Genomic DNA, 23,801 nt, shown 5'->3' with positions numbered 1-23,801 from the left:
TCCAACATTCCTTTATTGGCTGATGCAGGTCCCTGCGTTGACTACGCCTGAGACAATGGCTGGTGCGCTTTCTGGTGATCGGCCAGCGCCGTGCGCATGTCGACAAATATCCCGCTCTTGATTCCGTAGGCATCGGGTGCGTCGATCATCGCCAGGATGTCAATTGCACGTTGCGCGGGAGAGACCATGTAGCCGGGCGCCAACGCCCTTTGCTGCAAGGACTTGAGATCGGCAAAGTCGGCGGTGCGCTGGCTGAAGCTCACCTGCCGCGACAGCCCGGTATCGACATTGCACAGGCCGAGCACGGCGAAGAAGATCTCCGGATTTTCCTCGGCATACACGCCGCCCAATGCCTTCAGCGCAGCTTTCGACAGGCTGTACGGCAGCGTACCCGCACGAAAGCGTACGCCGGCCATCGAGGCTGACAGCACGCAGGTCGCTGGACGGTGCGCGGCAGACAGCATCAAATCGAGAATGGCCTTGTTCGCCAGCACGTTGACGTTGAGCACATGCTGCAACTCATCCAGCGAGAACTCCCCGCCACGCCCCGGCACATTTCCGCTGACCCCGGCATTGAGGAAAAACCGGTCGACGCCCTGCTCCAGAACGGTGGCAAAGTTGTCCTTGAACAACTCGCCCATCTCGCTCGGCCGGGAGAGGTCGAATGGCCGAAAGTGGAAGTTCGGATGGCCCATCAGCTGATACGGCTGACGGCGCGAGGTGCCAAAAACCGTGTGCCCGTTTTGCAGATGCAGTTGCGCCAGCGCCTCGCCGATGCCGCTGCTCACGCCGGTGATGAACACCCGCTGTTTGCCCTTCTCGCGGGGACCTGTGGTGGCGTTGCGTTTGACCGTGTGCATCAGAATTTACCGGCCGAAAAACCGCCATCAACCGGCATCACGGTGCCGGTGACAAACGACGAGGCGTCGCTCAGCAGCCACAGGATCGCGGCAGAGATTTCGCCCGGATTGGCGAAACGCTTCATCGCCGTCACCTGCAGCTTGTGTTTGGTCGATTCCGGGTTGGCCTTCAGGCGTTCTTCCGAGTTCATGCCGCCCAATGTCGGGCCGGGGCACACGGCGTTGACGCGAACCGAATGGCGCTCAGGCAAGGCTTCTTCAGCGCACTCGATCGCGCACACCTGGGTCAGCATGTTCAGCGCAGCCTTGCTGGTGGAGTAGGCGCTTTGCTTGGCCACCCCGAGCAGACCGGCGCAGGACGAGACGTTCACGATCGAGCCGCCGGCATGTTTCGAGATCAGGTTGGTCTCGTGCTTGAGCAACAGCAGCGGGCCCAGCAGATTGATCTCCAGTACGCGTTTCCAGTCTGGGAAATCCATGTCGCGGATCGGCGCGTGTTTGGAGGTGACGCCGGCGTTGTTGACAGCCAGATCAAGGCGACCGTGTTTGTCGTTGATGATGCGAAACAGCTCGATGATCGAGGCTTCATCGGTGACGTCGCTTCTGATGAACGTGCAGTTGTCGCCGAGGCGACTTTGCGCCGTCAGGCCATCGTCCTCGTTGCGCCCGGTGATGTAGCAGATGCAGCCGGCCTCGATCAGCTTCTGGCTGACATCGAAACCGATCCCGCGTGTGCCGCCGACAACGAGGGCGATCTTGGCGTTGAAGTTCATTTCAGGGTTTCCTCATAGTGCTGTTGTAGTTGTTCTGGCCGTCGATAGTCAGGATTGACGCAGCAGTAAACGCGCTCGGCCATGGGGTCTTTTTTGTCGCGGAAACAAAAGGCATCGCCTCGGCAGCGGTTGACCTGATCCGCTCGACCCGCCAGTTGCTTGGCGACAAAGCGCTGGTCGGCGAGCATGGCGCGGCCGAACCCGACGAAATCGGCATCACCGCTGGCGATGATTTCATTGGCTTGCGCCACGTCCGCGACCGAACCGGTAAAGCCCAGTGGTATCCGCACGAAACGCTTCAGATAGCGGCATCCGGCGCGCGACATGGCCAGGGCCTGTTCGGTATTTTTGAAAAAGAAGCGGAAGGTCTCACTGATGCCCAGCGAACAGGTAATCGCCGCAACCCCACTGGCCTCCAGAGCGGTGACGACATCCCCCAGCAACGCGGCGTGCTGCCCTTCTTCGCCGAGGCCATCGTCCATGCCCAGGCGCACGGTGACCGCGACCTTGTGGTCGGTGGCCTCGCGGATGCCCGCCACGATGGCGAGCAACAGCCTGGCGCGCTTGAGCGGCGTGCCGCCCCAATCGTCCTCGCGCCGGTTGGTCTTCGGCGAGAGGAAGCTGCTGATCAGATAACCGTTGGACGCCTGCAACTGGATCAGCGTGGCCCCGGCCTGCTGCGCATAGCGTGCGGCGGCACAGAAATGCTCGATGCAGCGCTGGATCTGCGCCTCGGTCATTGCCACCGCCCGCGCCTCGGGATGCGCGCTGAGGATGGTTGGGGACGCAATGGCGCTGGGGGTCAGAATAATCCCCTGCTTCGACGGCAGAGACTGCGGCCCGTAATGCTGCAGTTGTACCCCGAGCGGAAAACCCCGCGCCCGCGCCGCATCAAACAGCGGACGCAGGGCCTGCGCGTGGGCCGCCGAAGTCAGCCGCAGCCCACGGCTGTTGTAACGCGCATCGGCGTCGACGCTGGCATTACCGAGAAACCCGAAGCCGGCGCCGCCGTCCATCAAGGTTTGATAAACCGCGAAAAACGCCGGCTGCGGGAAGCCATGTTCGTCACACAGATCCATGCCGAGCGAGGAAAAATACAGCCGATTCTTCGCCACCGCATGCGCACCGAAATGCAACGCCTGCGTGGCGGCCTCGAAGGTCGGGGGTTGCTTGATCATTGCTTCAGCGCCGCAAGCGCCGCCTCATCGAGGTAGACAAAACCGCGCTTGATGATGTCGCTGATCACCTGCAAGCCGTTGAAGTCCACCTCAGCGAACTCCCACGACGAATGCTCGCCCTGACCGGCACGGCGAATGCCGGTGGTAAAACTGAATTTGCCTTCGTAGACGATATTCAGGCTGACCGGGTCAGGCAGATCCGATGTCGTCGTCACGCAACCGCTCTTGCCCAGGCCCAACAGCTGCACCCCGGCGCTGCGGCCCTGCTTGTCGCTCAGGGTGCAGGCCAGCTTCAATGGTTGCAGCGGGGCAAACCAGTCGTTGGAGTGGATGAAGATGTTGCGCGTCTTTTCGAACAGCGGCATATCGATCACGGTGGCCTTGGTGTCGACCGTGGCGAACAAGGTCTGACGTTGATAGAACGCAACCCGCAAATGGATTTTCTTCGGCGATGTGGCATCACTCGGGGTCATGTTGTCGACCACCAGTTCGATCGGATACATCAGCTCGGCGTAGGCGAAAAAGCTCGCGTTCAGCTCGTTGACGCTGACAGTGACGGCACCGCGTGCATGATCGGTGTGGTGGTACAGGTGGTGATAGACCGCCTGGCGCGCCGCCTCGATGAACATCGTACCCGGCACATGTTCGTGCGCCTTGCGGTAGAAGAAGTAGTTGTCGGCGTTATTGATGAAGCGAAACGAACTGGCGCGGCGAATGGCCGGAATCGATTCGCACAGTGCGGCCACCGAGAACTCCAGGTTGTCGCCCTTCGTCTGGACCGCCCCCAACTGCGCAGCGACGATCTGATAGGGCAGCGCCCTGACCTTGTTCCATTCATCATCGGCGCCGACGCCGGCCATCCGGGTCTTTTTCTGCAGCTCGGGCGCAATGTCGAAGCGCGGCTGCTGGTTGGCGCTCAAGGCATAGTTGCGCACCAGCGGGTTATGCCCGTTGGCCTCAATCAGGGCTTCGTCCAGATACAACGGAAGCGCGTCTCTGGGGGCGCAAATCAATACGTCGTCCGCCGAACCTTTGTGCAGGAGATCGGGCGAAATGCTGTCGTTATTCATCATGGTCAGCTCATCTCGGTAGTGGTTGTATTTTTTGTTGTACGGGGCTGGCGACAGCCTTCGGTTACGAGGCTTCCATCACGTCGCGTTCCTCTTCTTCACTCAGTTGCCTGGCGATGACAGCGGATGGCTGCCATGACTCGACACCGTGGATGACCGGTTTGTCCGCCAGAATCTGTTCGATGAGTTCTTTCTCGCGCAGACGTGCCGCCGCAATCGAACGGTCCTTGACGTGGCCGTAGCCGCGAATCGAATCCGGCAGACTCGCCCAGGCAACGAACGCCGACAGATTCTCCGAGCTCAATTTCGGCAACAGGCGTTGCAGGGTTTGCTCGTAATCGCTCAGCAGACGGCGTTCTTCGCGGCGCTCAGCGGAATAACCCAGCGGATCGAACCGGGTATGGCGCAACACGCGGCCCTTGGCCAGGACCTTCAGCAGCGGCAGGATCCAGCCGGAGAACGCGATTTTTTTCGGCTCGCCGGTGCTCTCTTGGTTCTTGCGCAGCAGCGGCAAGGCAAAGTGGAATTTCAGGCGAATGCCCCCGTCGAACCGGGCTTTCAGCGAGTCGGTGAAACTGCGCGTGGTGAGCAACCGCGCGACTTCGTACTCGTCCTTGTAGGCCATCAGCTTGAACAGATTGCGTACCACCGCCTGAGTCAGCGCGCTGTCATCACCGGCTGCCGGCAGCGCCCGCAGTTGCGCGATGACCTTGCGATAACGTGCTGCATACGCAGCGTTCTGGTAGTGGGTCAGGAACTCGCTGCGGTTGTTGATCAACTGCTCGAGACTTTCGCGGCGACCACGCATGTCGCTGATGTCGCGAATCGCAATCGTCGACACGGCGTCCACCGGTTGATCGAGATAAGGCGCAACAAAGGCTGCGTCCTGCGCCCACAGCCGGCCCCAGGCAAAAGCCAGATGGTTGGTGGCGGCGCTGCCGGCCAGGTCGATGGCCTTTTTCAACGCTGCCAGCGACACCGGCACTGTGCCCTGCTGCCAGGCATAACCGAGCAACAGCATGTTGGCTTGCATCGGACTGACCAGCGAGTTCGCCAACTCCCCGGCATCGAGGCTGTGGAAGTGCTCGGCGCCGACCTTTTCTTTCAAAAAGGCCTGAATCGCGTCGGTCTCGATATTCAGTTGGGTATTGCGCAGCATCGCGCCGGTCTGGGTCATGGCACTGTTGGCAATGACCACGGTCTTGTTTGGCCGCAGCGTCACCAATGCATCGTCCTCGCTGGCCACCACCAGATCGGCGGCAAGCAGCAGGTCGGCCCCGCCGATATCGATGCGGTGCTGGTGCAGCGCATCGGCACTGCCGGCCAGGCGCACATGGCTCAACACAGCACCGCCCTTCTGCGCGAACCCGGTGAAGTCAAGCACGCTGACTGCACGCCCATCCAGGTGAGCGGCCATGGCAATCGCCCGCGCCACGGTCACTACACCCGTACCGCCAACACCCGCCAGCAGCATTTCATACGGCAGCTCGAGCGAGCGCGGCACTGGCGGCATCGCCAGCGCTTCGGCCCGCGCCAGCACCTGGGCGCTGTCGGCCAGTTTGCGCGGACGCTGCCGTGGTTTGCCGGTCACCGTCACGAAGCTCGGGCAAAAGCCCTTGATGCACGACAGATCGGTGTTGCACGAGTGCGGATCGATGCGACGCTTGGCGCCGAACGGTGTTTGCACCGGGATCACCGACAGGCAGTTGGATTTGACCTGGCAGTCGCCACAACCTTCACAGACGGCTTCGTTGATCACCACTTCAGTCTTCACCAGCGGTGCCGGCAATTGCTTCTTGCGGCGGCGCCCTTCAACAGCGCAGACCTGATCGAAAATCAGCACGCTGACACCGCGAGTGTCGCGCAGCTGCAACTGCACTTCTTCCAGCCTTTCGCGGTGAAACACTTCGATGCCCTGGGGCAGACTGTCATGCGCCTGATAGCGCTGCAGGTCATCCGCCACCACCACGATGCGCTGCGCGCCTTCGGCCTTGAGCAGCTCAACGGCTTTTTTCACCGTCAGCTTGCCGTCGATAGGCTGACCACCGGTCATGGCCACCGCATCGTTGTAGAGCAGTTTGTAGGTGATGGTCGCACCGGCCGCGATGGCTTGGCGCACCGCGAGGAACCCAGAGTGGAAAAAGGTCCCGTCGCCGATGTTCTGGAAGATGTGCGGCGTCTGCACGAACGGTGCCTGGCCCAGCCAGTCGACCCCTTCCCCGCCCATCTGCACGCTACCGGTGGTCGAGCGTTCCGGCATGCGCGCCGCCATTGCGTGGCAGCCGATGCCGAGCCGCGCTTCACTGCCCTTCGGCACCTGGGTCGAGGTGTTGTGCGGGCAGCCGGAACACAGGTAAGGCGTACGCCGGATCCAGTCGCCAGCCCGCGAAATACCGGGCATACGCCAGAAATACGGAAGGCTGAGGTCGATGCCCAGGCCTTGCAGGCGCTGCTGCAACAGTGCGGCGATGCGCGACGGTCGCAGCTCCTCGTGGTCCGAGATCAGCGCCTGGCCGTCCTCGTCGGTCTTGCCGATGATCACGGCACGCTGGTCGTGGGCCGCGTTGTAGTACTTCTGTTTGAGCTGCTCTTCGACGATCGCCTGCTTCTCCTCGATGACCAGCACCTTGCCGGCGCGCTGGGTCCAGGCGTCCAGCACCGGCGACAGCGGATACACCAGGTTGATCTTGAGCAGCGCGACGCCGGCGTTTTCCAGTTGTTCGAGGGAGATACCGCATTGCTGCAAGGCCTGGCGCACGTCGCCGTAGGCCTTGCCGACTGCCGCGATGACCAGCGTTGGCCGGGCTGGCGCGGTGACGGCGGTATCGATCGGATTGGCCAGGGCAAAGGCACGGGCAGCGTCGAATTTGAACGCGGTCCGGCGTTCGATCTGCATGCCTGGCAGGTCCGGCCAGCGCCAATGCAGGCCGTCCGGCCCCGGATCGATATCCGGGGTGACGAATGTCGGCAGCGTGATCGACTCGACGGAGGTGGTCGCCTCGACAGTTTCGGTGATGGCCTTGAACCCCACCCACAATCCCGAGACCCGGGACAGCGCCCAACCCCACAGGCCACATCGCTCATAATCGCCAAGGCCGGCCGGGTGAATCACCGGCAAGCCCCAGGCGATCAGCGTGCGGTCGGATTGATGCGACATCGACGACGACACGCAACCGTGATCGTCACCCGTGACCACCAGGACGCCACCGTTGGGCGAGGAACCATAGGAGCTGCCGTGCTTGATCGCATCGCCCGAGCGATCGACCCCCGGCCCCTTGCCGTACCACATGCCGAACACGCCGTCATACAGGCGTTGCGGGTCGGTTTCCACGCGCTGGGTGCCGATCAGGGCCGTGGCCGCCAGATCTTCGTTGATCGCCGGTAGAAAGCGGATGTTGGCGTTTTCCAGAACCGCCTTGGCCTTGACCAGCTCGCGGTCCACGCCGCCCAGCGGTGAGCCGCGATAACCGCTGACAAACCCCGCCGTGCGAATGCCGTTGGATCGATCAAGTTCGGCCTGGGACAGCAGCAGCCGCACCAGCGCCTGCTGACCGCTCAAAAAGATCCGTTCGTTGGGCTGCGCGTGTTCCCGGCAATACATCGAGCGACTGTCGTACTGCTCGATCCGCGACAGTGCAGCCTGAGCCTCAGTACTCGCGAGTTTGTCGGGTTGCAGGCGTTGACGTTCTGAATCAATGGAATCTAAGTACACAGTTTCAAATCCTTATGAAAACTTCACATTAAATGTGCTTTTTTGCGCACTACAGCAGAGGTTGCATCAAAACTTTCGGCCGTTACACGACGGAAATACGGGAGTACCAGTACCTGATTGGCCGCACGAAAAGACGCACCCGCATGGCTCCGCGACTTTTCGGGAGCACATCGAGTTATTTCAGTCCTTTTAAGCAGACAGCAGAAAAAACAGGCACAAAGTTTCAAATCCTTGTGAAAGCTTTACTTCAAATAGATGGATATTCTCGCCTCGGCGAGCACAACTTCAGACTGGCGAATTCGCCCCGGCAAGAGTGACGGCGTTATAAGCGCGTGACGGCTCGCGGCGACCCGATTCAACTGAAGTTGCCGACGTCATGAACCGTTCGGAAACGCATCAACTGCGGCTTGGAGAGCAAGCTGCTGCACAGGGGCTATTCGTTTTTTTGAAATGATCGATCCGGCCGAGTCCACGATTCTTCGAGACCCGATCAAATGATTGTCATGAATTTGGCGACGTGACAATGGCGCCATGATTTCTGCCTGTCCACGATCTTGTGTCACGCCCCGGACAAAACAGGAAGCGAGCTGATCGAGCCGAAATCGCAGAGGTTCCGATCCAATGGAATCCAGATACAAGTTTCAATTCCTTATGAAAACTTTGCGACCATCCTGGCCGCTTTATTACGGCCGTTATAAACGGCCAGCATCTTGGCGGAAAAATAGTAGGTTCGGAGTGCGCACCTTGTCAATCGCTGTAACAAACATTTAATGGTCATTTGCAAACTATGAACTATCTGGTTCACGCAATCACAACGGGCACACATCTAGAACATGGCACTGCAAGCTTTACATTATCGAATCGGCTGTCTAAGTCTCCGACTTACCGCAGCAAGCGCTTTATCTTTCACAACTTCGCCCATCGCCAGCGATTATCGAGCCATCACACAATGGCTCGGCGATATCGCGCCCGCCACCTATAAGACCAAAGTCTAACTTTACTTAATCATATAACCGCAAAACCAACTTTAACTCGATGACGGCAATTCGATAACTTTGAAGTTATTTCGATGATCATCGGCACCTGGCACTTGCGACAAAAAAGACATTGATCGATCAAACGCTGGCCAAGAGCGCCTGTGGTGCGACGGGGAATCAGCCTTTATCCTTGACGCCCCCGCCGTACCGCTGTCAGGAGACAACCCATGCCCCATGAAGGCAACCTGTTACAAGCCGCTGTCGTGTTTCTGTTCGCGGCAGTACTCACCGTACCCTTGGCCAAGCGCCTGCAACTGGGTGCCGTGCTCGGTTACCTGTTGGCGGGAGTGATCATCGGCCCGTCCGTGCTCGGCTTGATCGGCAACCCGCAAAGCGTTGCGCACATCTCGGAACTGGGCGTGGTGTTGCTGCTGTTCATCATCGGCCTGGAACTGTCGCCCCGCCGTCTTTGGGTGATGCGCAAATCAGTGTTCGGCGTCGGGCTGGCGCAGGTGCTGCTGACTGCTGCGGTCATCGGCGTGCTGGCGCTGTACGTGTTCGGGCAACCGCTCAACAGCGCGATTGTGCTCGGCCTGGGCCTGGCGTTGTCGTCCACGGCTTTCGGCCTGCAAAGCCTGGCCGAGCGCAAGGAGCTGACCAGCCCCCATGGGCGGCTGGCGTTCGCGATTCTGCTGTTTCAGGACATCGCTGCGATCCCGCTGATCGCGCTGGTGCCGATGCTCGCCGGCGGTGCTCACGACACCAGTAACGCCGCAAGCCTGAACCACGGTTTGCAGGTGCTCGGCGGGATTGCTGTGGTGGTGGTCGGCGGGCGTTATCTGTTGCGTCCGGTGTTTCGCGTGGTGGCGAAAACCGGTCTGCCGGAAGTCTCCACCGCCACCGCATTGCTGGTGGTGATCGGCACGGCGTGGCTGATGGATCTGGTCGGTGTGTCGATGGCGCTCGGCGCATTCCTCGCCGGCCTGCTGCTGGCGGACTCGGAATATCGCCATGAACTGGAAGCGCAGATCGAGCCGTTCAAAGGTCTGCTGCTGGGGCTGTTTTTCATCAGTGTCGGTATGGGTGCAAACCTGAGCCTGTTGCTCAGTGCGCCGATCACCGTGCTGGGACTGACGCTGTTGCTGATCGGTTTGAAGCTGCCGCTGCTGTTTGTGGTCGGGCGTCTGGCGGGTGGGCTGAACAAGGTCAGTGCGATCCGCCTGGGCATCGTGCTCGCGGCCGGTGGTGAATTTGCTTTCGTGGTGTTCAAGATCGGTCGCGACCAGGGTCTGTTCGAACCGCGCCTGTACGACCTGCTGGTGCTGACCATCACCCTGTCGATGGCGTTGACGCCCTTGTTGCTGTTGATCTGTGCACGGCTGGTCAGCCCGACGGTGCAGCCGGTGGAGGTGCCGGAGAAATTCCGCGAAATCGATACCGAGACGCCGCGTGTGGTGATCGCCGGCATGGGCCGGATGGGGCAGATCGTGGCACGGATTCTGCGTGCGCAGAACATCAAATTTGTGGCGCTGGACACCTCGGTGGAAACCATCGAACTGTCGCGCAGCTTCGGCGGGGTGCCGGTGTTCTACGGCGACCCGATGCGCCCGGAGATCCTCAACGCGGCCAAGGTTGGCGAGGCGGAATATTTTGTCATCGCCACGGATGATCCGGAGACCAACATCAAGACCGCCGAGATCGTGCGCAAGCTGTATCCGCACATGAAAATCATCGCCCGGGCACGTAACCGTCAGCACGTGCACCGTTTGGTCGATGTCGGCGCCGAGCCGATTCGAGAGACGTATTACTCCAGCCTGGAAATGAGTCGCCGCACCCTGGTCGGGCTTGGTCTGACCCAGGCTCAGGCCGATGCGCGGATCAAACGCTTCAAGCACCACGACGAACAGGTGCTGGAAGCCCAGCACGCAATCTACGATGACGCTGCAAAAGTCCTGCAGACCGCCCAGGAAGCCCGGGCGGAACTGGCGCGATTGTTCGAGTCGGATCAGCTGGAAGAGGAATCGCGCAAGGCCTGACCTTCACGCAAATCCAATGCAGGGGCGGGTTTGCTTGCGATGGCGCGGTGTCAGGCAACACAGCCGCGATTGACAGATTGCTTTCGCGAGCAAGCCCGCTCCCACAGGGTTTGGTGTCGTGCGCAAATGATCGGCATGCCATTGATCAATGTGGGAGCGAGCCTGCTCGCGAACGCGGTGTGTCAGGCAACACGTCGGCAACTGACAGATTGCATTCGCGAGCAGGCTCGCTCCCACACGGTGCCGTACCTGGACTTTGTGAACACCAGAGAAAACGGTGGGAGTGGGCTTGCTCACGAAGAGGCCGGCACATTCAACATCGATTGCGCCTGTCCGGACGCCTTCGCGAGCAAGCCCGGTCCCACAGTGTCCAAGGTGTGGCCGAGACTGCATGCGCAACCCCATCCTGTGGGCGTGACGCCCGAATCAGCGCCGCTTCAACGCCTGCTTGTGCGCATACATCGCTCCGTCGGCATCCGCCAGCAAGCGATCGACGCTGTCGTGACGCGGCGGGTCGTATTCGATCTGGCCAACACTGAAACGAATGTCGTAGCCGCGTTGCAACATCGCATTGCGTTCGTCGAGGATGTCTTTGAGTCGCGTCATGATCGCCGTGGTTTCGACGTGACTGGAGCCAGTCAGCAACACCACGAACTCGTCACCACCGAGGCGTCCGACCACGTCGCTCTCGCGAAAGGCAATGCGCAGCACGTCGGCAAATGTCTTCAGCGCACTGTCACCTTCGGCATGCCCGTAAAGATCATTGATCTGCTTGAAGTCATTGAGATCGAAGAACAACAACGTCGCCGGTTTCTGCAGGCGCGCGCAGGCGTCCAGACCGTGTTGGGCAAGGGCCTTGAAGCCGCGGCGGTTGGACAGCAGCGTCAACTCGTCCATGCTCGCCATCTGCACCGCCATCAACTCTTGCTCGGCCATGCGCGCCAGATCGCGCAGCAGTTCACGCTCCTCGTCATCGAGTTGCCGGGGTTTGGTGTCGATCAGGCACAAGGTGCCCAGTTTGCTGCCATCGCTCACTTGCAGCGGACAACCGGCATAGAAGCGGATGCCCGGCGCACCGGTCACCAGCGGATTGTCGTGGAAGCGTTCATCCTGTGCCGCATCACTGATGTGCAGAATCTGGTCCCCCAGAATCGCATGCCCGCAAAACGACACGTCGCGTCCGGTCTCACTGGCATCCAGCCCCACGCACGACTTGAACCACTGCCGATTGGTATCCACGAGGCTGACCAGGGCAATCGGCACGTCGAACACTCGCCGCGCCAGGCGCGTCAGCCGATCGAATCGCTCTTCGGGAGCGCTATCGAGCACATTGAGCCCGCGCAGGGTCGCGACACGGGCCTGTTCGTTGGCGGGTTTTTCCGGGGCCAGCATGGGTTACTCCATCGAGGGGTCTACCGCTTCAGAGTAGACCATGCGGTGTTTGACTCCTCTGCGCTGTTACCTTTGGTCAGCCGCCCGCCACCGGGCATGGGCCACCGGCATCGGCCCAAAGCTTGAACTGCTCGACAAAAATGTCATGCGGCACCGGCACCGGCGTGCGCCCTGCCCCGGGATTCCAGCCCCACAGCACCAGTTTGTCGTCGCTGACGTGCTTGATCAGCGCCGCGAAATCACGGTCGCCGTTGCTGGAACGATCCTTGATCATGGCGCATAACTTGTCGGGCGGCAGGCCGATCCAGGCCATTTTGTGTGCCGCCGGCGGCAGGCTCCAGTGCGGTGCACCCGGCGGCGCATGCGGGCCGTAACTGGCCGGCGGGTTGCTTTCGGCGTGGCAGGTGGCGCAAGGCAAACCGGCGGCGCCCTTGCCGTCCATGCCGCGCACTACATTCATCGCGTGCGGGGTGCCGGCGTCGAACTGCAGCGGCGAATCACCCGGGATGTGGCAGTTCTGGCAGCGCGGGCTCTGGAACACCTTCTGCACCGTGCCGAACGCCTTAAGTGCTTCCTGGTCATCGGCAAACAGGTCCGAGGCGTAACCGCCCAGACCCAGCAGGATCACCGTGCCCAACAGCAAATGTCGTTTCATCTCACACCCCCGACAGTTGCAGCGGCAGTTCACGCAGGCGTTGCCCGGTCAGGGCAAAGACCGCATTGGCCACCGCCGGCGCGGTTGGCGGGACACCGGCCTCGCCGATACCCCCGGGCTTGTCGCTGCTGGGCATGATATGCACCTCGACCAGCGGCATTTCGTTGAGCCGCAACACCTGATAATCGTGATAGTTGGACTGCACCACCATGCCGTTCTTCACCGTCAGTTTGCTGTGCAGCGCCATGCCCAGGCCAAAGGTGATGCACGATTCCATCTGCGCCGCGATGCTCTGCGGATTGACCGCAATCCCGCAGTCCACCGCACACACCACCCGGTGCACGCGAATCGCCAGGTTGTCCTGCGAGACCTCGGCGACCTGCGCCACATAACTGCCGAACGATTCGTGCACCGCCACGCCCAATGCATGCCCGTCCGGCAGCGGCGCGCTCCAGTTGGCCTTCTCCACCGCCAGGTTCAGCACGCCCAGATGCCGTGGATGGTCCTTGAGCAGTGTTCGTCGATACTCCACCGGGTCCTTGCCCGCCGCCGTGGCCATTTCATCGATCAGCGACTCCATGACAAACCCGGTGTGGCTATGCCCCACCGAACGCAACCACAACACATTGATTCCGGTCTGCGGCGAATGCAGCTCCACCTGCTGATGGGCCAGGCCTTTGAGATACGGGCTGTCGGCCACGCCTTCGACCGAGGTCGGGTCGATGCCGTTCTTGACCATGGTCGCTTCCAGCAGCGTACCCGTCATGATCGATTGGCCGACCAGCACATGCTGCCAGCTCAGCGGCATACCCTGCCCGTCCAGACCGATGCGCGCCTGATGCAGGAACATCGAACGGTAATAACCGCCACGAATGTCATCCTCACGGGACCACACGGTTTTCACCGGCGCCCCGGCGGCTTTCGCCACCTGCACCGCTTCGGCGACAAAATCCGACGTCGGATTGGCCCGGCGCCCGAAGCCGCCACCGAGAAACTCGGTGTGAATCTCCACCTGCTCGGGCTTGAGCCCGGTGATCTTGCCGGCGATCATCTGGTCGAGGGTCTGGAATTGCGTGCCGGTCCAGATCTCGCACTTCTCGGCGCTGATCTTCACCGTGCAGTTGAGGGGTTCCATCGGCGCGTGGGCCAGATACGGCACGCTGTACTCAACGTCGATTTTCTTCGCCGCCTTGTCGAAATTACCCTTGGGGTCCCCGGCTTGGGCGGCCGATGTGCCCGGCGTTGCCGCCAGTTTGCGGAAACTGTCGAGCAGGTCCTGGCTGCTGAGGTCGGCGTGCGGCCCCATGTCCCAATCGACTTTCAAGACGTTGCGGCCCAGTTTGGCCGCCCAATAATGCTCGGCGATCACCGCCACACCGGTCGGCACCTGCACCACTTTGTGCACGCCTGGCACTGCCAGCGCCTCGGCGCCCTCGAAGGATTTGACCGTGGCACCGAACACCGGCGCCCGCGCGACCATCGCGGTCATCAAGCCCTCGAACTGCACGTCCATGCCGAACTTGGCGCGCCCGGTGATTTTCTCAGGGGTGTCGAGGCGCCTGGTCGGTTTGCCGATGACCTTCCAGTCCTTGGCCTCCTTGAACGTGATCGCCTTCGGATCCGGTACCGGCAGTTGCCCGGCGTCGTCCGCCAGCTCGCCGTAGGTCGCGCGTTTATCGCCGGCAATCACCACGCCCGATTCGGTGCGGATCGTCGACGCAGCGACGTTGAAGCGCTTGGCCGCTGCTTCCACCAGCATCTGCCGTGCCGTGGCCCCCGCCAGCCGATAACGGTCGAACTCCATCCAGGTCGAGGTCGAGCCGCCGGTAATCTGCATCCCGCCAAACGCCGGCATGCCGTAATTGGCCGCCGAGGCCGGCGAGTGTTCGACGCGGATCTTCGACCAGTCGGCGTCCAGCTCTTCGGCAATCAGCATAGTCAGGCCGGTCCAGATGCCCTGGCCCATTTCCGAATGCCCGAGCAGAACCGTCACGCTGTTGTCCGCGGCTATCCGTAAAAACGCATTCGGCGCAAAGACCTTGCCTTCATTCTCCGCCGCCCGGGCAAACCGATGGGCACCGGGCACGACAAACGCCACCACCAGACCGCCACCCAGCACGGCACTGCCCTTGAGAAAGCCGCGACGCGATACAGGACTGTTCATCGTCTACCTCCCAATCAGCCAATCTCGGCCGCACGTTTCACCGCCGCGCGGATTCGCGGATAGGTGCCGCAGCGGCAGATGTTGCCGGAGAGCGCCTGATCGATATCGCTGTCGGTGGGCTTGGGGATTTTCGCCAGCAGCGCGGCGGCCGACATGATCTGCCCGGACTGGCAGTAACCGCACTGCACCACGTCCAGTTCGGCCCAGGCTTGTTGCACCGGGTGCGAGCCGTCCGTGGACAGGCCTTCGATGGTGAGGATTTTCTGGCCGTTGGCCACCGCGGTGGCGGGCGTGATGCAGGCGCGCAACGGCGCCCCATCGACGTGCACGGTGCAGGCGCCGCACTGGGCCATGCCACAACCGAATTTGGTACCGGTCAGGTGCGCCACATCACGCAGGACCCAGAGCAGCGGCATGTCGGCCGGCACATCGAGTTCCTGATCCTTGCCATTGATATTCAAGGTCAGCATCGGGGGATTTCCTCAGACTCACGGTGTTCTGAAGGGGGCGTCGCTACAGCCGGCAAAGCCTGTGCGCGCCTCGGCTTATCCCTTTCAGCAAAGCCTAATTTGCGCCGCAAGCCAGACGTTGCGACCACCGGTCATGCCCCAACGCAAAAATGTCGACTTTAATCCTACGGCTGATAACGGCGCTCACCCGAGCCATCACGACCGGTCTGCAGCGTGCGCGCTAACTCATCACTTTGCTCAGGAGTCGCGAACATGGGATTTGTCACCACCAACGACGGGGTCGATATTTTCTACAAGGACTGGGGCCCGAAAGACGCGCCGGTGATTCACTTCCACCACGGCTGGCCGCTCAGCTCGGACGATTGGGATGCGCAAATGCTGTTCTTTCTCGGGCAAGGTTTTCGGGTGATCGCCCATGATCGCCGGGGCCACGGCCGCTCGAGCCAGGTGTGGGACGGCCACGACATGGACCACTATGCCGACGACGCCCTGGCCGTGGTCAAACACCTGGGGCTGAAGAACGTCGTGCATGTCGGCCACTCCACCGGTGGCGGCGAGGTGATCCATTACATCGCCCGGCATGGGCAGGACAACGTCGCCAAAGGTGTGTTGATCAGCGCCGTGCCGCCGTTGATGGTCAAGACCGAGAACAATCCCGGCGGGCTGCCGAAGCCGGTGTTCGATGATTTTCAGGCGCAACTGGCGGGGAATCGGGCGCAGTTTTATCGAGACATTCCGAGCGGTCCTTTCTATGGCTACAACCGGCCCGGCGCCAAGCCTTCGGAAGGGATCATCGGCAACTGGTGGCGCCAAGGCATGATCGGCGGGGCCAAGGCGCACTACGACGGCATCGTCGCCTTCTCGCAGACTGATTTCACCGAAGACCTGAAGAAAGTCACCGTGCCGGTGCTGGTCATGCATGGTGAGGATGACCAGATCGTGCCGTATGCGAATTCGGGGCCTTTGTCGGCGAAACTGCTGCCAAATGGCACACTGAAGTCATACCCGGGCTTTCCGCACGGAATGCCGACGACAGAGGCGGCAACGATCAACGCGGATCTGCTGGCATTTATACGCGGTTGAAATAAGTGGCCTTCACACAACATCGGGGCCAACCGAACCACCGCTTTCGCGAGCAAGCCCGCTCCCACATTTGTCTGTGGTGAACACGAATTTGGCGAATGGCCGAGATCATTGTAGGAGTGAGCCTGCTCGCGAAGGCGTCGGGTCAGGCAAAGGGATGGTGACTGACACGGCCTCTTCGCGAGCAAGCCCGCTCCCACAGGGGGTACCTGCTAACCACAGGATCGATGGCTGGCAGAAATCCCTTGTGGGAGCAAGCCTGCTCGCGAATGGGCTCAGGCTGGCGCCCAGCGCCGGTGCAGCCACCGCGCAAACGCGTCCAGCGCAAAACCCAGCACACCGATCAGCAGCACCATCGCCATCAGTTCCGAATACGCCAGGCGGTCCCGCGTATCGAGGATGAAGTAGCCCAGCCCCGCGCTGACCCCAAGCATTTCGCACGGCACCAGGACGATCCACAGAATGCCGATCGACAACCGCACCCCCGTCAACACATGGCCGAGGACGCCGGGCAAAATCACCTTGCGCAGGGTTTCCCAACGGGTGGCGCTGAGACTGCGACTGAGCTGCAGCCAGCGCGGATCGAGTTGGCGTACGCCGGCCACGGTGTTGAGCAGGATCGGCCACACCGCAGCAAAGGTCAGCAGAAAGTAGATCGGCTGATCACCCACGCCCATCAGCATCACCACCACCGGCATCCACGACAGCGGCGAGATCATCCGCAGAAATTGAAATGCCGGGGTGGTCGCTGCTTCCAGATGCCGGTAGCTGCCGATCATCAGCCCCAGCGGCACGCCAATCAGCAACGCCAGCAGCAGGCCGAGCAGAATCCGCTTCAGGCTGACCAGTACATGCTCGTACAGCTCCGGGCGCAGCAGCAGTTCGCCGAGGCTGGCCAGCGTGGCTTCCGGGGAAAAACGCAACGCCAGGCTGTCGTTGCCGCCGAGCAGGTGCACGCCCAGCCACCACAGCAGCAACAGGCACAACAACCCGGCAACACCCAGCGCGCCGTGCAAGGTCGAGGAAGATCGCTGACGCATCAGAGGCTGAACTCCTCGCTGCGCTCGAAGCTTTCCGGCAAGCCGAATGCCTTCATCCCGCCGACTGCAGCAATGGCATTCCGCACGAAGCGATCGTCTACCAGATCCCTGGCGGTCTGCTGCGGATCAAGGCTGGCGAGGAAACCCTTGTCGCCTTCGATCAAGGTGTCCTTCAGGCGCCTGACCAGCTCCTCGGTGTAGCTGGGGAACGGGTACGGCTGGAAGTCGATGCGCTGCTCATCCCAATGGCTGTGCTGGATCGCCCCGCTGCTCAGGTACAACTCACGATCACTGGCGGCCGGCGCCAGCACGCGGTCGAGCACCGGTTGCGCGTGGGGCGTGTAGCGATTGGCGCCGTCCCTGGACAGCAGTTTGGCCGCCTCGGCGCGGTTGTCTCGGGTCCAGACCTGCGCCTTGACGATGGCGTTGACCACTTTCTGCGACCACTCGGGACGGTTGTTCAAGTCCTGCTCGTGCATGAACACCACGCAGCAGGCGTGATTGCGCCAGACGTCGCCGGTAAAGCGCTGCACGCGGCCCACCTTTAGCTCCTCGGCCAGAGCGTTGAACGGCTCGGCGACGATGTAACCGGCAATCCGCTTGGTGGCCAGGGCTGGTGGCATGTCCGACGGCGGCAACACCAGCAGGTTGACTCGTTCGGCGCCAGCGCGGCGCTGGCCGGCTTGCTCACCGGCACCAGCCCGTGGTCGCGGAACAGCTGCTGCACCACCACGTTATGGATCGAATACCAGAACGGAATCGCCACCGACTGCCCGCCCAGTTGCTTGACCTCGGTGATACCCGGCGCCACGGTCAGGCCCGAGCCGCCGACGTGGTTCCACGCCACGACCTTGGCCGGCACCTTGCTGCCGTAGCGCGCCCACACGGTCATTGGCGACAGCAGGTGAATCACGTTGACCTGCCCGGAAATGAACGCCTCGATCACCTGCGCCCAACTGCGCAACAGCACTGGGCGCTCGGCCTGAATGCCTTCGGCCTCGAACAGGCCATTGTTGTGCGCGACCAACAACGGCGTGGCGTCGGTGATCGGCAGATAACCGATGCGCACCGGCGCGTTCGGCTCGGATGCAGCGCGGGCGTTCAGGCTGTTGAGCAGCGGCAACGCGCCGCCAGCGGTCAGCAAGGCGCTGAGTTTGAGGAAGTCACGACGTGTGTGAGTGAAGTCGTCCAGGCACATGGTCAATCTCCGACGTAGCGGGCACAGGTTGAGTGAGAGGATTGCGGCTCGCCCGCCGAAGGGTTTTGAGAATGTCGATACGCAGCGCGCCCAGTTCCTCGACCAGCTCGGCACGCGGCTGAGGCAGGTCGATGCGCCACTCGCCGAGGATGTGCGCCGGGCTGTTACCCAGTAGCAGAATCCGCTCGGAGAGCAGCAGGGCTTCGTCGATATCGTGGGTGATCAACACGGCTGCGGTGTGGTGTTCGGCAATCAGTTGCAAGAGCAATTGCTGCATGTCGGCGCGGGTGATTTCATCCAGCGCGCCGAACGGTTCATCAAGCAACAGCACCTGCGGCTGCCGCGCCAGACAACGCGCCAACGCAGTGCGCTGGGCCATGCCGCCGGACAGCTGCGCCGGGTGCTGCAACCGTGCGTGCTCGAGGCCGACGGCGGCAATCGCGTGGTCGATCCGCGCCTTGCGTTGTTCGGCGGTCAGGTGCGGCTGCCGGGCGAAATCGAGGCCGAAGGCGACGTTCTTTTCCAGGGTCAACCACGGCAGCAGGCTCGGGTCCTGAAACGCCACCGCCACCCGAGGATGCGCGCCGGTCAGCGGCTCGCCAAGCAGGCTCACGCGGCCCCGCTGCGGCGCCTGCAAACCGGCCAGCACCCGCAGCAGACTGGATTTGCCGACGCCACTGGGCCCAAGAATCGTCACCACTTCGCCGGGCTGCAATTGCAGGTCGAAGTGTTCCAGCACAGTGTGCCAGCCCTGCTCCCGAGGGTAACCGAGGCTGATGCCCTGCGCCTCCAGCAACGGCGTAGTCATGCCGTCGCTTCCCGTTTCTGCCGCTGCAATTCGGCGCGCAGTTGCACCAGGCTCGGGGTGACAATCGGCACGAACGCCGACTCACGCCAACGCCGGGCGAAACCACTGCCGTGCGCGGTCAGATAAGCCTTGCCACCGCTGGCCTGCAATTCCAGTTGCACGGCGCTGGCGGCGGACTCAGCCAACGCGATGCGAACCCGGAACAAGGCCGCCGGATGCGTCAGGAAACGCCCATCCTGCAAGCCTTGCTTGAGCTCGCCAACGGTCTTCGCCAGTTGCTCGCGTTGCTCATGCAGCGGCTCCAGCAGAACCGAGCGACCGTCTTGCAAATGCCCTTCGACCTCGGCCAACGCACGTCGCGCCAGACCGATCGCCATGCCGCACTGCAAGCCGAGAAACGCCGGACGCACCGCTGGTAGAAACGTGCGCGCATCCTCATGCAACAACCATTCGCGAGCGACCGTCACCCGGGTGAAATCGATGGCCGCGGTGTTACTCGATTGCAGTCCCATCAATTGCAGATCGGCCGAACGTTGCACGCCGCCAGCGTCATCCGCGATCGCCAGCACGAACGGCGAACCGCCCTCTACGTGCTCGATCGCTGCGGCCACTACAAAACCGCTTTGACGCAGGTTGGTCACCCAGTGCAAGCGCCCGTTCAAGGTCCAGCCGTCGGTGGCACTGGCCGCGCGCACTTGCAGCGCTTCGATGCCGGACAGGAACTTCATCGCGTTGGACAAACCGGTCGCCCCAGCGAGTTCGCCGCTGAGCAACGACGGCAGCAGTCTGTCGCGCAGCACGGTGTTGGGGCTGTGCAGCAGGTATTCGATAAAGGCGCGCTGGCCCCAGAACACGAACGCCGCCGCCAATGAATGGCTGGCAACGGCGGCCAGGGTTTCCACGGCGTCGCTGACGTGCCCCCCGCTGCCGCCTAGCGCCGGGGCGATGCCGACGCGCAGCACCCCGGCCTGTGCCAGCTGCGTCAGCACCTGCTGCGAATCGCCGTCGCCCGTATCCAGGGCCTGGGCGTTGTGTTCCAGCCATTCAATCAATGCCGGATTGAGCATGTCGTTTCTCTCCTTGTACGCAGCCGCATCAACCATAGACGATGCAGCCTGAAGCACTCGCCGATTACGCGCGATACGGGGCCAGCTCAGGGTTGAGCGGCGTGTCGGCAAACACGTTGGCGAAGTTGCACAGGGTCGCGAGGCTGACACCGAGGATCACTTCCAGCGCTTTGCCTTCGGTGTAGCCGGCGGCCTTGAACTCATTGAAGGTCTGATCACTGACCTTGCCCCGGGTGGCAATCACTTCACGGGCGAACGCGGCCAGGGTTTCCAGTTTTTCCACGGGCACGGTGGCTTTCTCACGCAGCGCACTGACCACCTCCGGCGGCAGTTTGGCCTTATTCAGCGCGACGGCGGTATGACCTGCGACACAGAAATCGCAACCATGGTTGGTCGCGGCAATCAGTTGCACCACTTCGCGCTCGGCGAGGCTGAGTTCGGCTTTGCCATTGAGCGCCGATACCGTAACGTAGGTTTCCAGCGCGGCTGGGGCGTTAGCCAATACGGCCAGCAGGTTGGGGATGAACCCGGAGCTCTTCTGCGCATTTTCGAGGAACGGCCTGGCCGCTTCGGGTGCGCTTTGCACGGTGTGTAAGGTAACTCGCGACATGGTGGAGACTCCTGCTGATGAGTGTCCGGCAAGTCTGTTGGTTATAAAAATTCCGATCCATATTCTAAAGTAGCGATTACTTGCTCCTGAGTGTTTCCATTAGATGATTTCGTCCAGCCCACTGGTTGATTGGTTATTAGAAAGCCTCGAACTCGACGCCCGCCTGTTCCACGTCGGCCGCTACTGCGGTGCGTGGCACGCGAGCACTCATGGGCTAGCGCGCGCAAGTTTCCATCTGATCGTGCAGGGCCGTTGCTGGCTGCACATCGAAGGTCATCCAGTGGCCCTGCGCCTGGACAGCGGCGATGCGGTATTCCTGCTGCGCGATCTCAACTACCGGCTCTCCAACGCCGAAAATCCGGCCATCGCCCACACGTTGCCGCGCGTGGCCATGACCGCGCTCGACAGTCAGGCGCAGGACGGTGTCGGGCTGGTCTGCGGCTTCTTTCACTTCAAGTCCGGGTTGTCATCGCTGATCATCGAAGGCTTACCGGACTGGATCATCCTGCGCGCAGGCGACCCGAGCTCGAGTGCGGCGCGGGCCTTGTTCGAATTGATCCTGCACGAGTGCGAACGCCTGCCTGCCCCCTCCTCGGCCCTGCTGGAACGCTTGAGTCATCTGCTGTTTCTTTACGTGCTGCGTCAGCAAATGGCCGACAACCAGCGCCTCGGCGGCCTCGTGGCACTGGCGCGCAATCCGCAGTTCGCGCCGCTGCTGGATCAGTTGATCGAGCAGCCGCAATTGCCGTGGTCACTGGAAAGCATGGCGGCGCGCATCGGCCTGTCGCGCTCGGCGTTCTTCAAACGCTTCAACGAACTCGCCGGGCAATCACCAGGGCAAGTGCTGCTGGCGCTGCGCATCCGCCACGCCTGCCAGTTACTGCGCGCCAACCACACGGTGGAGCAGGTGTGTGCGGCGGTGGGGTATCAGTCGATTGCCGCGTTTACCCGGGCGTTCGCCAAGTCGGTGGGCGTGCAACCGGGGGCCTATCGCAAGCAGCATGAGGGGCGCTGAGCACATGTTAATATGCCATCACTTTTTTCTTGATGGCGTGTCCCCGCATGGATGCCTTGATTCGGCGCTTCAATTGCTTGTCGTTAGTTACTCTGGCCGTGGCGCTCGCCGCCTGCCAAAGCCCTGCGAAGAAACAGACCTCGGCCGACCTCGACGCAATGGGCCGCGAAGAACTCACCGCAGCCCTTGCCCTTCAACCGGAATCACACTCGATCGTGCGTGAGGGAGACTACGTCACCTACGTGGTGATGGAACTCAACGGCCACAACATCCGCCATCTCGTGCGCTTCGATGCCAACTGCCACCTGCCAGACGCGCAAATGGCTCACCTGACCACGGGTGGAATGCTGCGCTTGGCGGTCGATCGAAAAAGTGCAACGGCGGAAGGCAGACAAATGCCTGGCGCAGAGAAACAACTGTTTTTGCAGAGCGCCCAACTCAAGCAGGTGTGCGCCCAGACGCCCGTACCTCAATGGCGTGTCATTGCCGCGCCCGAACAGCAGGACTGGCAGTTGCTGGATCGCGCCAGCCTGATTCATAAGGACGGCCAGACGTTGTTCTGGTCTGCCCGGGTTCCCGCTGCCGAGGCGTTGATGCCGTCGGATAAAGACCTGTACGCGCAAGTCCGGCAACGCTGGAGTGCCGACTGCGCTCAGCAGCGATTGACCTCGCTCAGCACGTTTTATCTGGACAAGGACAACCGCGTGATCGGCGGCGCGATGGTCCAGCAACCCGCCGTGTTGCAAAACCCGGATGCCGATGAGCGCCAGTTGCTGACGCTGGCCTGCGGTACGCAGCAGGCGCTGGATCAATACAAGCCTTTCCCGGGCCGGACGCAAACTGCCTTCGAATTGCCGGATCCGCAACTGCCAGCCTCGGTTGTGAAGTCCATCGAGGCGTTGAAACTGCCGGCGCCGGAAAAAAGCATCGAGCATCTGCGCCTTTCCTATAAGAGCTTTAACGAAGCACACGAACAAAAGATCGCAGAACAACTGGATCTGTCGATCCTCAAGGACAGGCTACGCAACCCCGGGCGTGACACTCGCTATCTGCCCTACCAGCCTGGCAAGCAGTTGATGGAGCGCTACGATGGCAACACGCGCCAAGTGGTCAACGTCAGCTTTCGCGGGCTGACCGAGCTGGCCAGCATTGACTACACCAAGGACCATTACGGAGTCAGGGTCAGAAAAAACGCCATCACCGATCTGCGATTCGAAGGTGACTGGACGAACATGCCGGTCGGCAGCCACCTGGCCTATACCGTGCAACGCGCCTCCGCCCGATATCAAAAAGCGCCTGAACCGGAGGACTCCAGATTTGACTGCCAGGTGGAGTCGCACAAACCTGCCAGTGAGTTCTATCCATCGTTGAGCGGCACCGCCAAGGTCATCACCTGCGCACGCAAAGACAAGGGCCAGGACAGCGCCACCTACGCCTATCTGCAAACCTACGGTTTATTTGTCCCGGTCGATGCCGGAAGTGCATATGGCTATGGTCAGTACAAGATCGAAGCGGCGGAATGAGGCGTCACTGCAGCGAGAAAGCTGTTGCGAAACCCGTGGAAGCCGACTTGCCCGCGAAGGCGTCGGCACATCCGGCATCGCCTTGACTGACCCGGCGCTTTCGCGAGCAGGCTCGCTCCCACAGTGCCCGTGTCGATCAGCGGATTGGGGCATGCCACAAGATCCGTGGG

General features: G+C 61.7%; 17 protein-coding genes and 1 pseudogene. 4 read left to right on the top strand and 14 right to left on the bottom strand.

Translation table 11 applies throughout. The features are described from left to right. Positions 1-41 precede the first annotated feature (41 nt). From AC1UK9_RS11930 to AC1UK9_RS11910, 5 genes are all read right to left on the bottom strand, one after another. Positions 42-860, bottom strand: coding sequence for an SDR family oxidoreductase (locus tag AC1UK9_RS11930; RefSeq protein WP_025111500.1), 819 nt, complete (start codon positions 858-860; stop codon positions 42-44). Further along, entirely contained in the window at positions 860-1,633 is a 774-nt protein-coding gene (locus tag AC1UK9_RS11925) for an SDR family NAD(P)-dependent oxidoreductase (protein WP_025111499.1), read from the bottom strand. The genes AC1UK9_RS11930 and AC1UK9_RS11925 overlap by 1 nt, the downstream gene beginning before the upstream one ends. Continuing rightward, complete coding sequence (locus AC1UK9_RS11920; protein WP_473015341.1) at positions 1,630-2,811, bottom strand: oxidoreductase; 1,182 nt, start codon at positions 2,809-2,811, stop codon at positions 1,630-1,632. The genes AC1UK9_RS11925 and AC1UK9_RS11920 overlap by 4 nt, the downstream gene beginning before the upstream one ends. Beyond that, complete coding sequence (locus AC1UK9_RS11915; RefSeq protein WP_482580161.1) at positions 2,808-3,884, bottom strand: AfsA-related hotdog domain-containing protein; 1,077 nt, start codon at positions 3,882-3,884, stop codon at positions 2,808-2,810. Before AC1UK9_RS11915 ends, AC1UK9_RS11920 begins: the two co-directional genes overlap by 4 nt. A 61-nt stretch (positions 3,885-3,945) precedes the next feature. Then, a complete protein-coding gene (locus AC1UK9_RS11910; RefSeq protein ID WP_482580160.1) occupies positions 3,946-7,593 on the bottom strand; it encodes an indolepyruvate ferredoxin oxidoreductase family protein in 3,648 nt (1,215 codons plus the stop codon). Positions 7,594-8,797: 1,204 nt separating this feature from the next. Between AC1UK9_RS11910 and AC1UK9_RS11905 the strand changes: the two genes are divergently transcribed. Continuing rightward, positions 8,798-10,606 (top strand): monovalent cation:proton antiporter-2 (CPA2) family protein, encoded by a 1,809-nt coding sequence (locus AC1UK9_RS11905; RefSeq protein WP_482580159.1) that lies wholly within the window; start codon positions 8,798-8,800, stop codon positions 10,604-10,606. A 426-nt stretch (positions 10,607-11,032) separates the two neighbouring features. On the opposite strand, the gene AC1UK9_RS11900 is transcribed toward AC1UK9_RS11905, so the two are convergent. The 4 genes from AC1UK9_RS11900 to AC1UK9_RS11885 all read right to left on the bottom strand — a co-directional run bounded on the left by AC1UK9_RS11900 (position 11,033) and on the right by AC1UK9_RS11885 (position 15,287). After that, on the bottom strand, positions 11,033-11,998 hold the full coding sequence (locus tag AC1UK9_RS11900; protein ID WP_025111494.1) for a GGDEF domain-containing protein: 966 nt from the start codon (positions 11,996-11,998) through the stop codon (positions 11,033-11,035). A gap of 76 nt (positions 11,999-12,074) precedes the next feature. Beyond that, positions 12,075-12,653: a hypothetical protein gene (locus AC1UK9_RS11895; protein WP_473015336.1), complete on the bottom strand. Its 579-nt coding sequence runs from the start codon at positions 12,651-12,653 to the stop codon at positions 12,075-12,077. Between the two features lies 1 nt (position 12,654). Then, a complete protein-coding gene (locus AC1UK9_RS11890) occupies positions 12,655-14,817 on the bottom strand; it encodes a xanthine dehydrogenase family protein molybdopterin-binding subunit (RefSeq protein ID WP_482580158.1) in 2,163 nt (720 codons plus the stop codon). Positions 14,818-14,831: 14 nt separating this feature from the next. Further along, a complete protein-coding gene (locus AC1UK9_RS11885; protein WP_025111491.1) occupies positions 14,832-15,287 on the bottom strand; it encodes a (2Fe-2S)-binding protein in 456 nt (151 codons plus the stop codon). 252 nt (positions 15,288-15,539) lie between these two features. Here AC1UK9_RS11885 and AC1UK9_RS11880 point away from each other — a divergent pair, with 252 nt between their 5' ends. Beyond that, a complete protein-coding gene (locus AC1UK9_RS11880; protein ID WP_482580157.1) occupies positions 15,540-16,370 on the top strand; it encodes an alpha/beta fold hydrolase in 831 nt (276 codons plus the stop codon). Between the two features lie 275 nt (positions 16,371-16,645). Here AC1UK9_RS11880 and AC1UK9_RS11875 read toward each other — a convergent pair whose 3' ends face one another. The 5 genes and pseudogenes from AC1UK9_RS11875 to AC1UK9_RS11855 form a co-directional block, all read right to left on the bottom strand. After that, complete coding sequence (locus AC1UK9_RS11875; RefSeq protein ID WP_473015334.1) at positions 16,646-17,410, bottom strand: ABC transporter permease; 765 nt, start codon at positions 17,408-17,410, stop codon at positions 16,646-16,648. Continuing rightward, a pseudogene (locus AC1UK9_RS11870) lies at positions 17,410-18,608 on the bottom strand (ABC transporter substrate-binding protein). Before AC1UK9_RS11870 ends, AC1UK9_RS11875 begins: the two are co-directional and overlap by 1 nt. Then, positions 18,574-19,416 carry an ABC transporter ATP-binding protein gene (locus AC1UK9_RS11865; protein ID WP_025112363.1) on the bottom strand — a complete coding sequence of 281 codons (843 nt, stop codon included), beginning with the start codon at positions 19,414-19,416 and terminating at the stop codon, positions 18,574-18,576. The pseudogene AC1UK9_RS11870 and the gene AC1UK9_RS11865 overlap by 35 nt, the downstream one beginning before the upstream one ends. Then, on the bottom strand, positions 19,413-20,483 hold the full coding sequence (locus AC1UK9_RS11860; protein ID WP_482580155.1) for an acyl-CoA dehydrogenase family protein: 1,071 nt from the start codon (positions 20,481-20,483) through the stop codon (positions 19,413-19,415). Before AC1UK9_RS11860 ends, AC1UK9_RS11865 begins: the two co-directional genes overlap by 4 nt. 64 nt (positions 20,484-20,547) lie before the next feature. Then, entirely contained in the window at positions 20,548-21,093 is a 546-nt protein-coding gene (locus AC1UK9_RS11855; protein WP_482580154.1) for a carboxymuconolactone decarboxylase family protein, read from the bottom strand. Between the two features lie 103 nt (positions 21,094-21,196). On the opposite strand from AC1UK9_RS11855, the gene AC1UK9_RS11850 reads away from it, so the two are divergent. Beyond that, on the top strand, positions 21,197-22,108 hold the full coding sequence (locus AC1UK9_RS11850; protein ID WP_482580153.1) for a cupin domain-containing protein: 912 nt from the start codon (positions 21,197-21,199) through the stop codon (positions 22,106-22,108). Positions 22,109-22,155: 47 nt separating this feature from the next. Then, entirely contained in the window at positions 22,156-23,631 is a 1,476-nt protein-coding gene (locus AC1UK9_RS11845; protein WP_482580152.1) for a hypothetical protein, read from the top strand. Positions 23,632-23,801 lie beyond the last annotated feature (170 nt).

The sequence above is a fragment of the Pseudomonas sp. AK-TSAG1-1 genome (assembly GCF_056821665.1).
The sequence above is the reverse complement of the archived record's forward strand: the minus strand, read 5'-3'. Positions and strand labels throughout refer to the sequence as shown.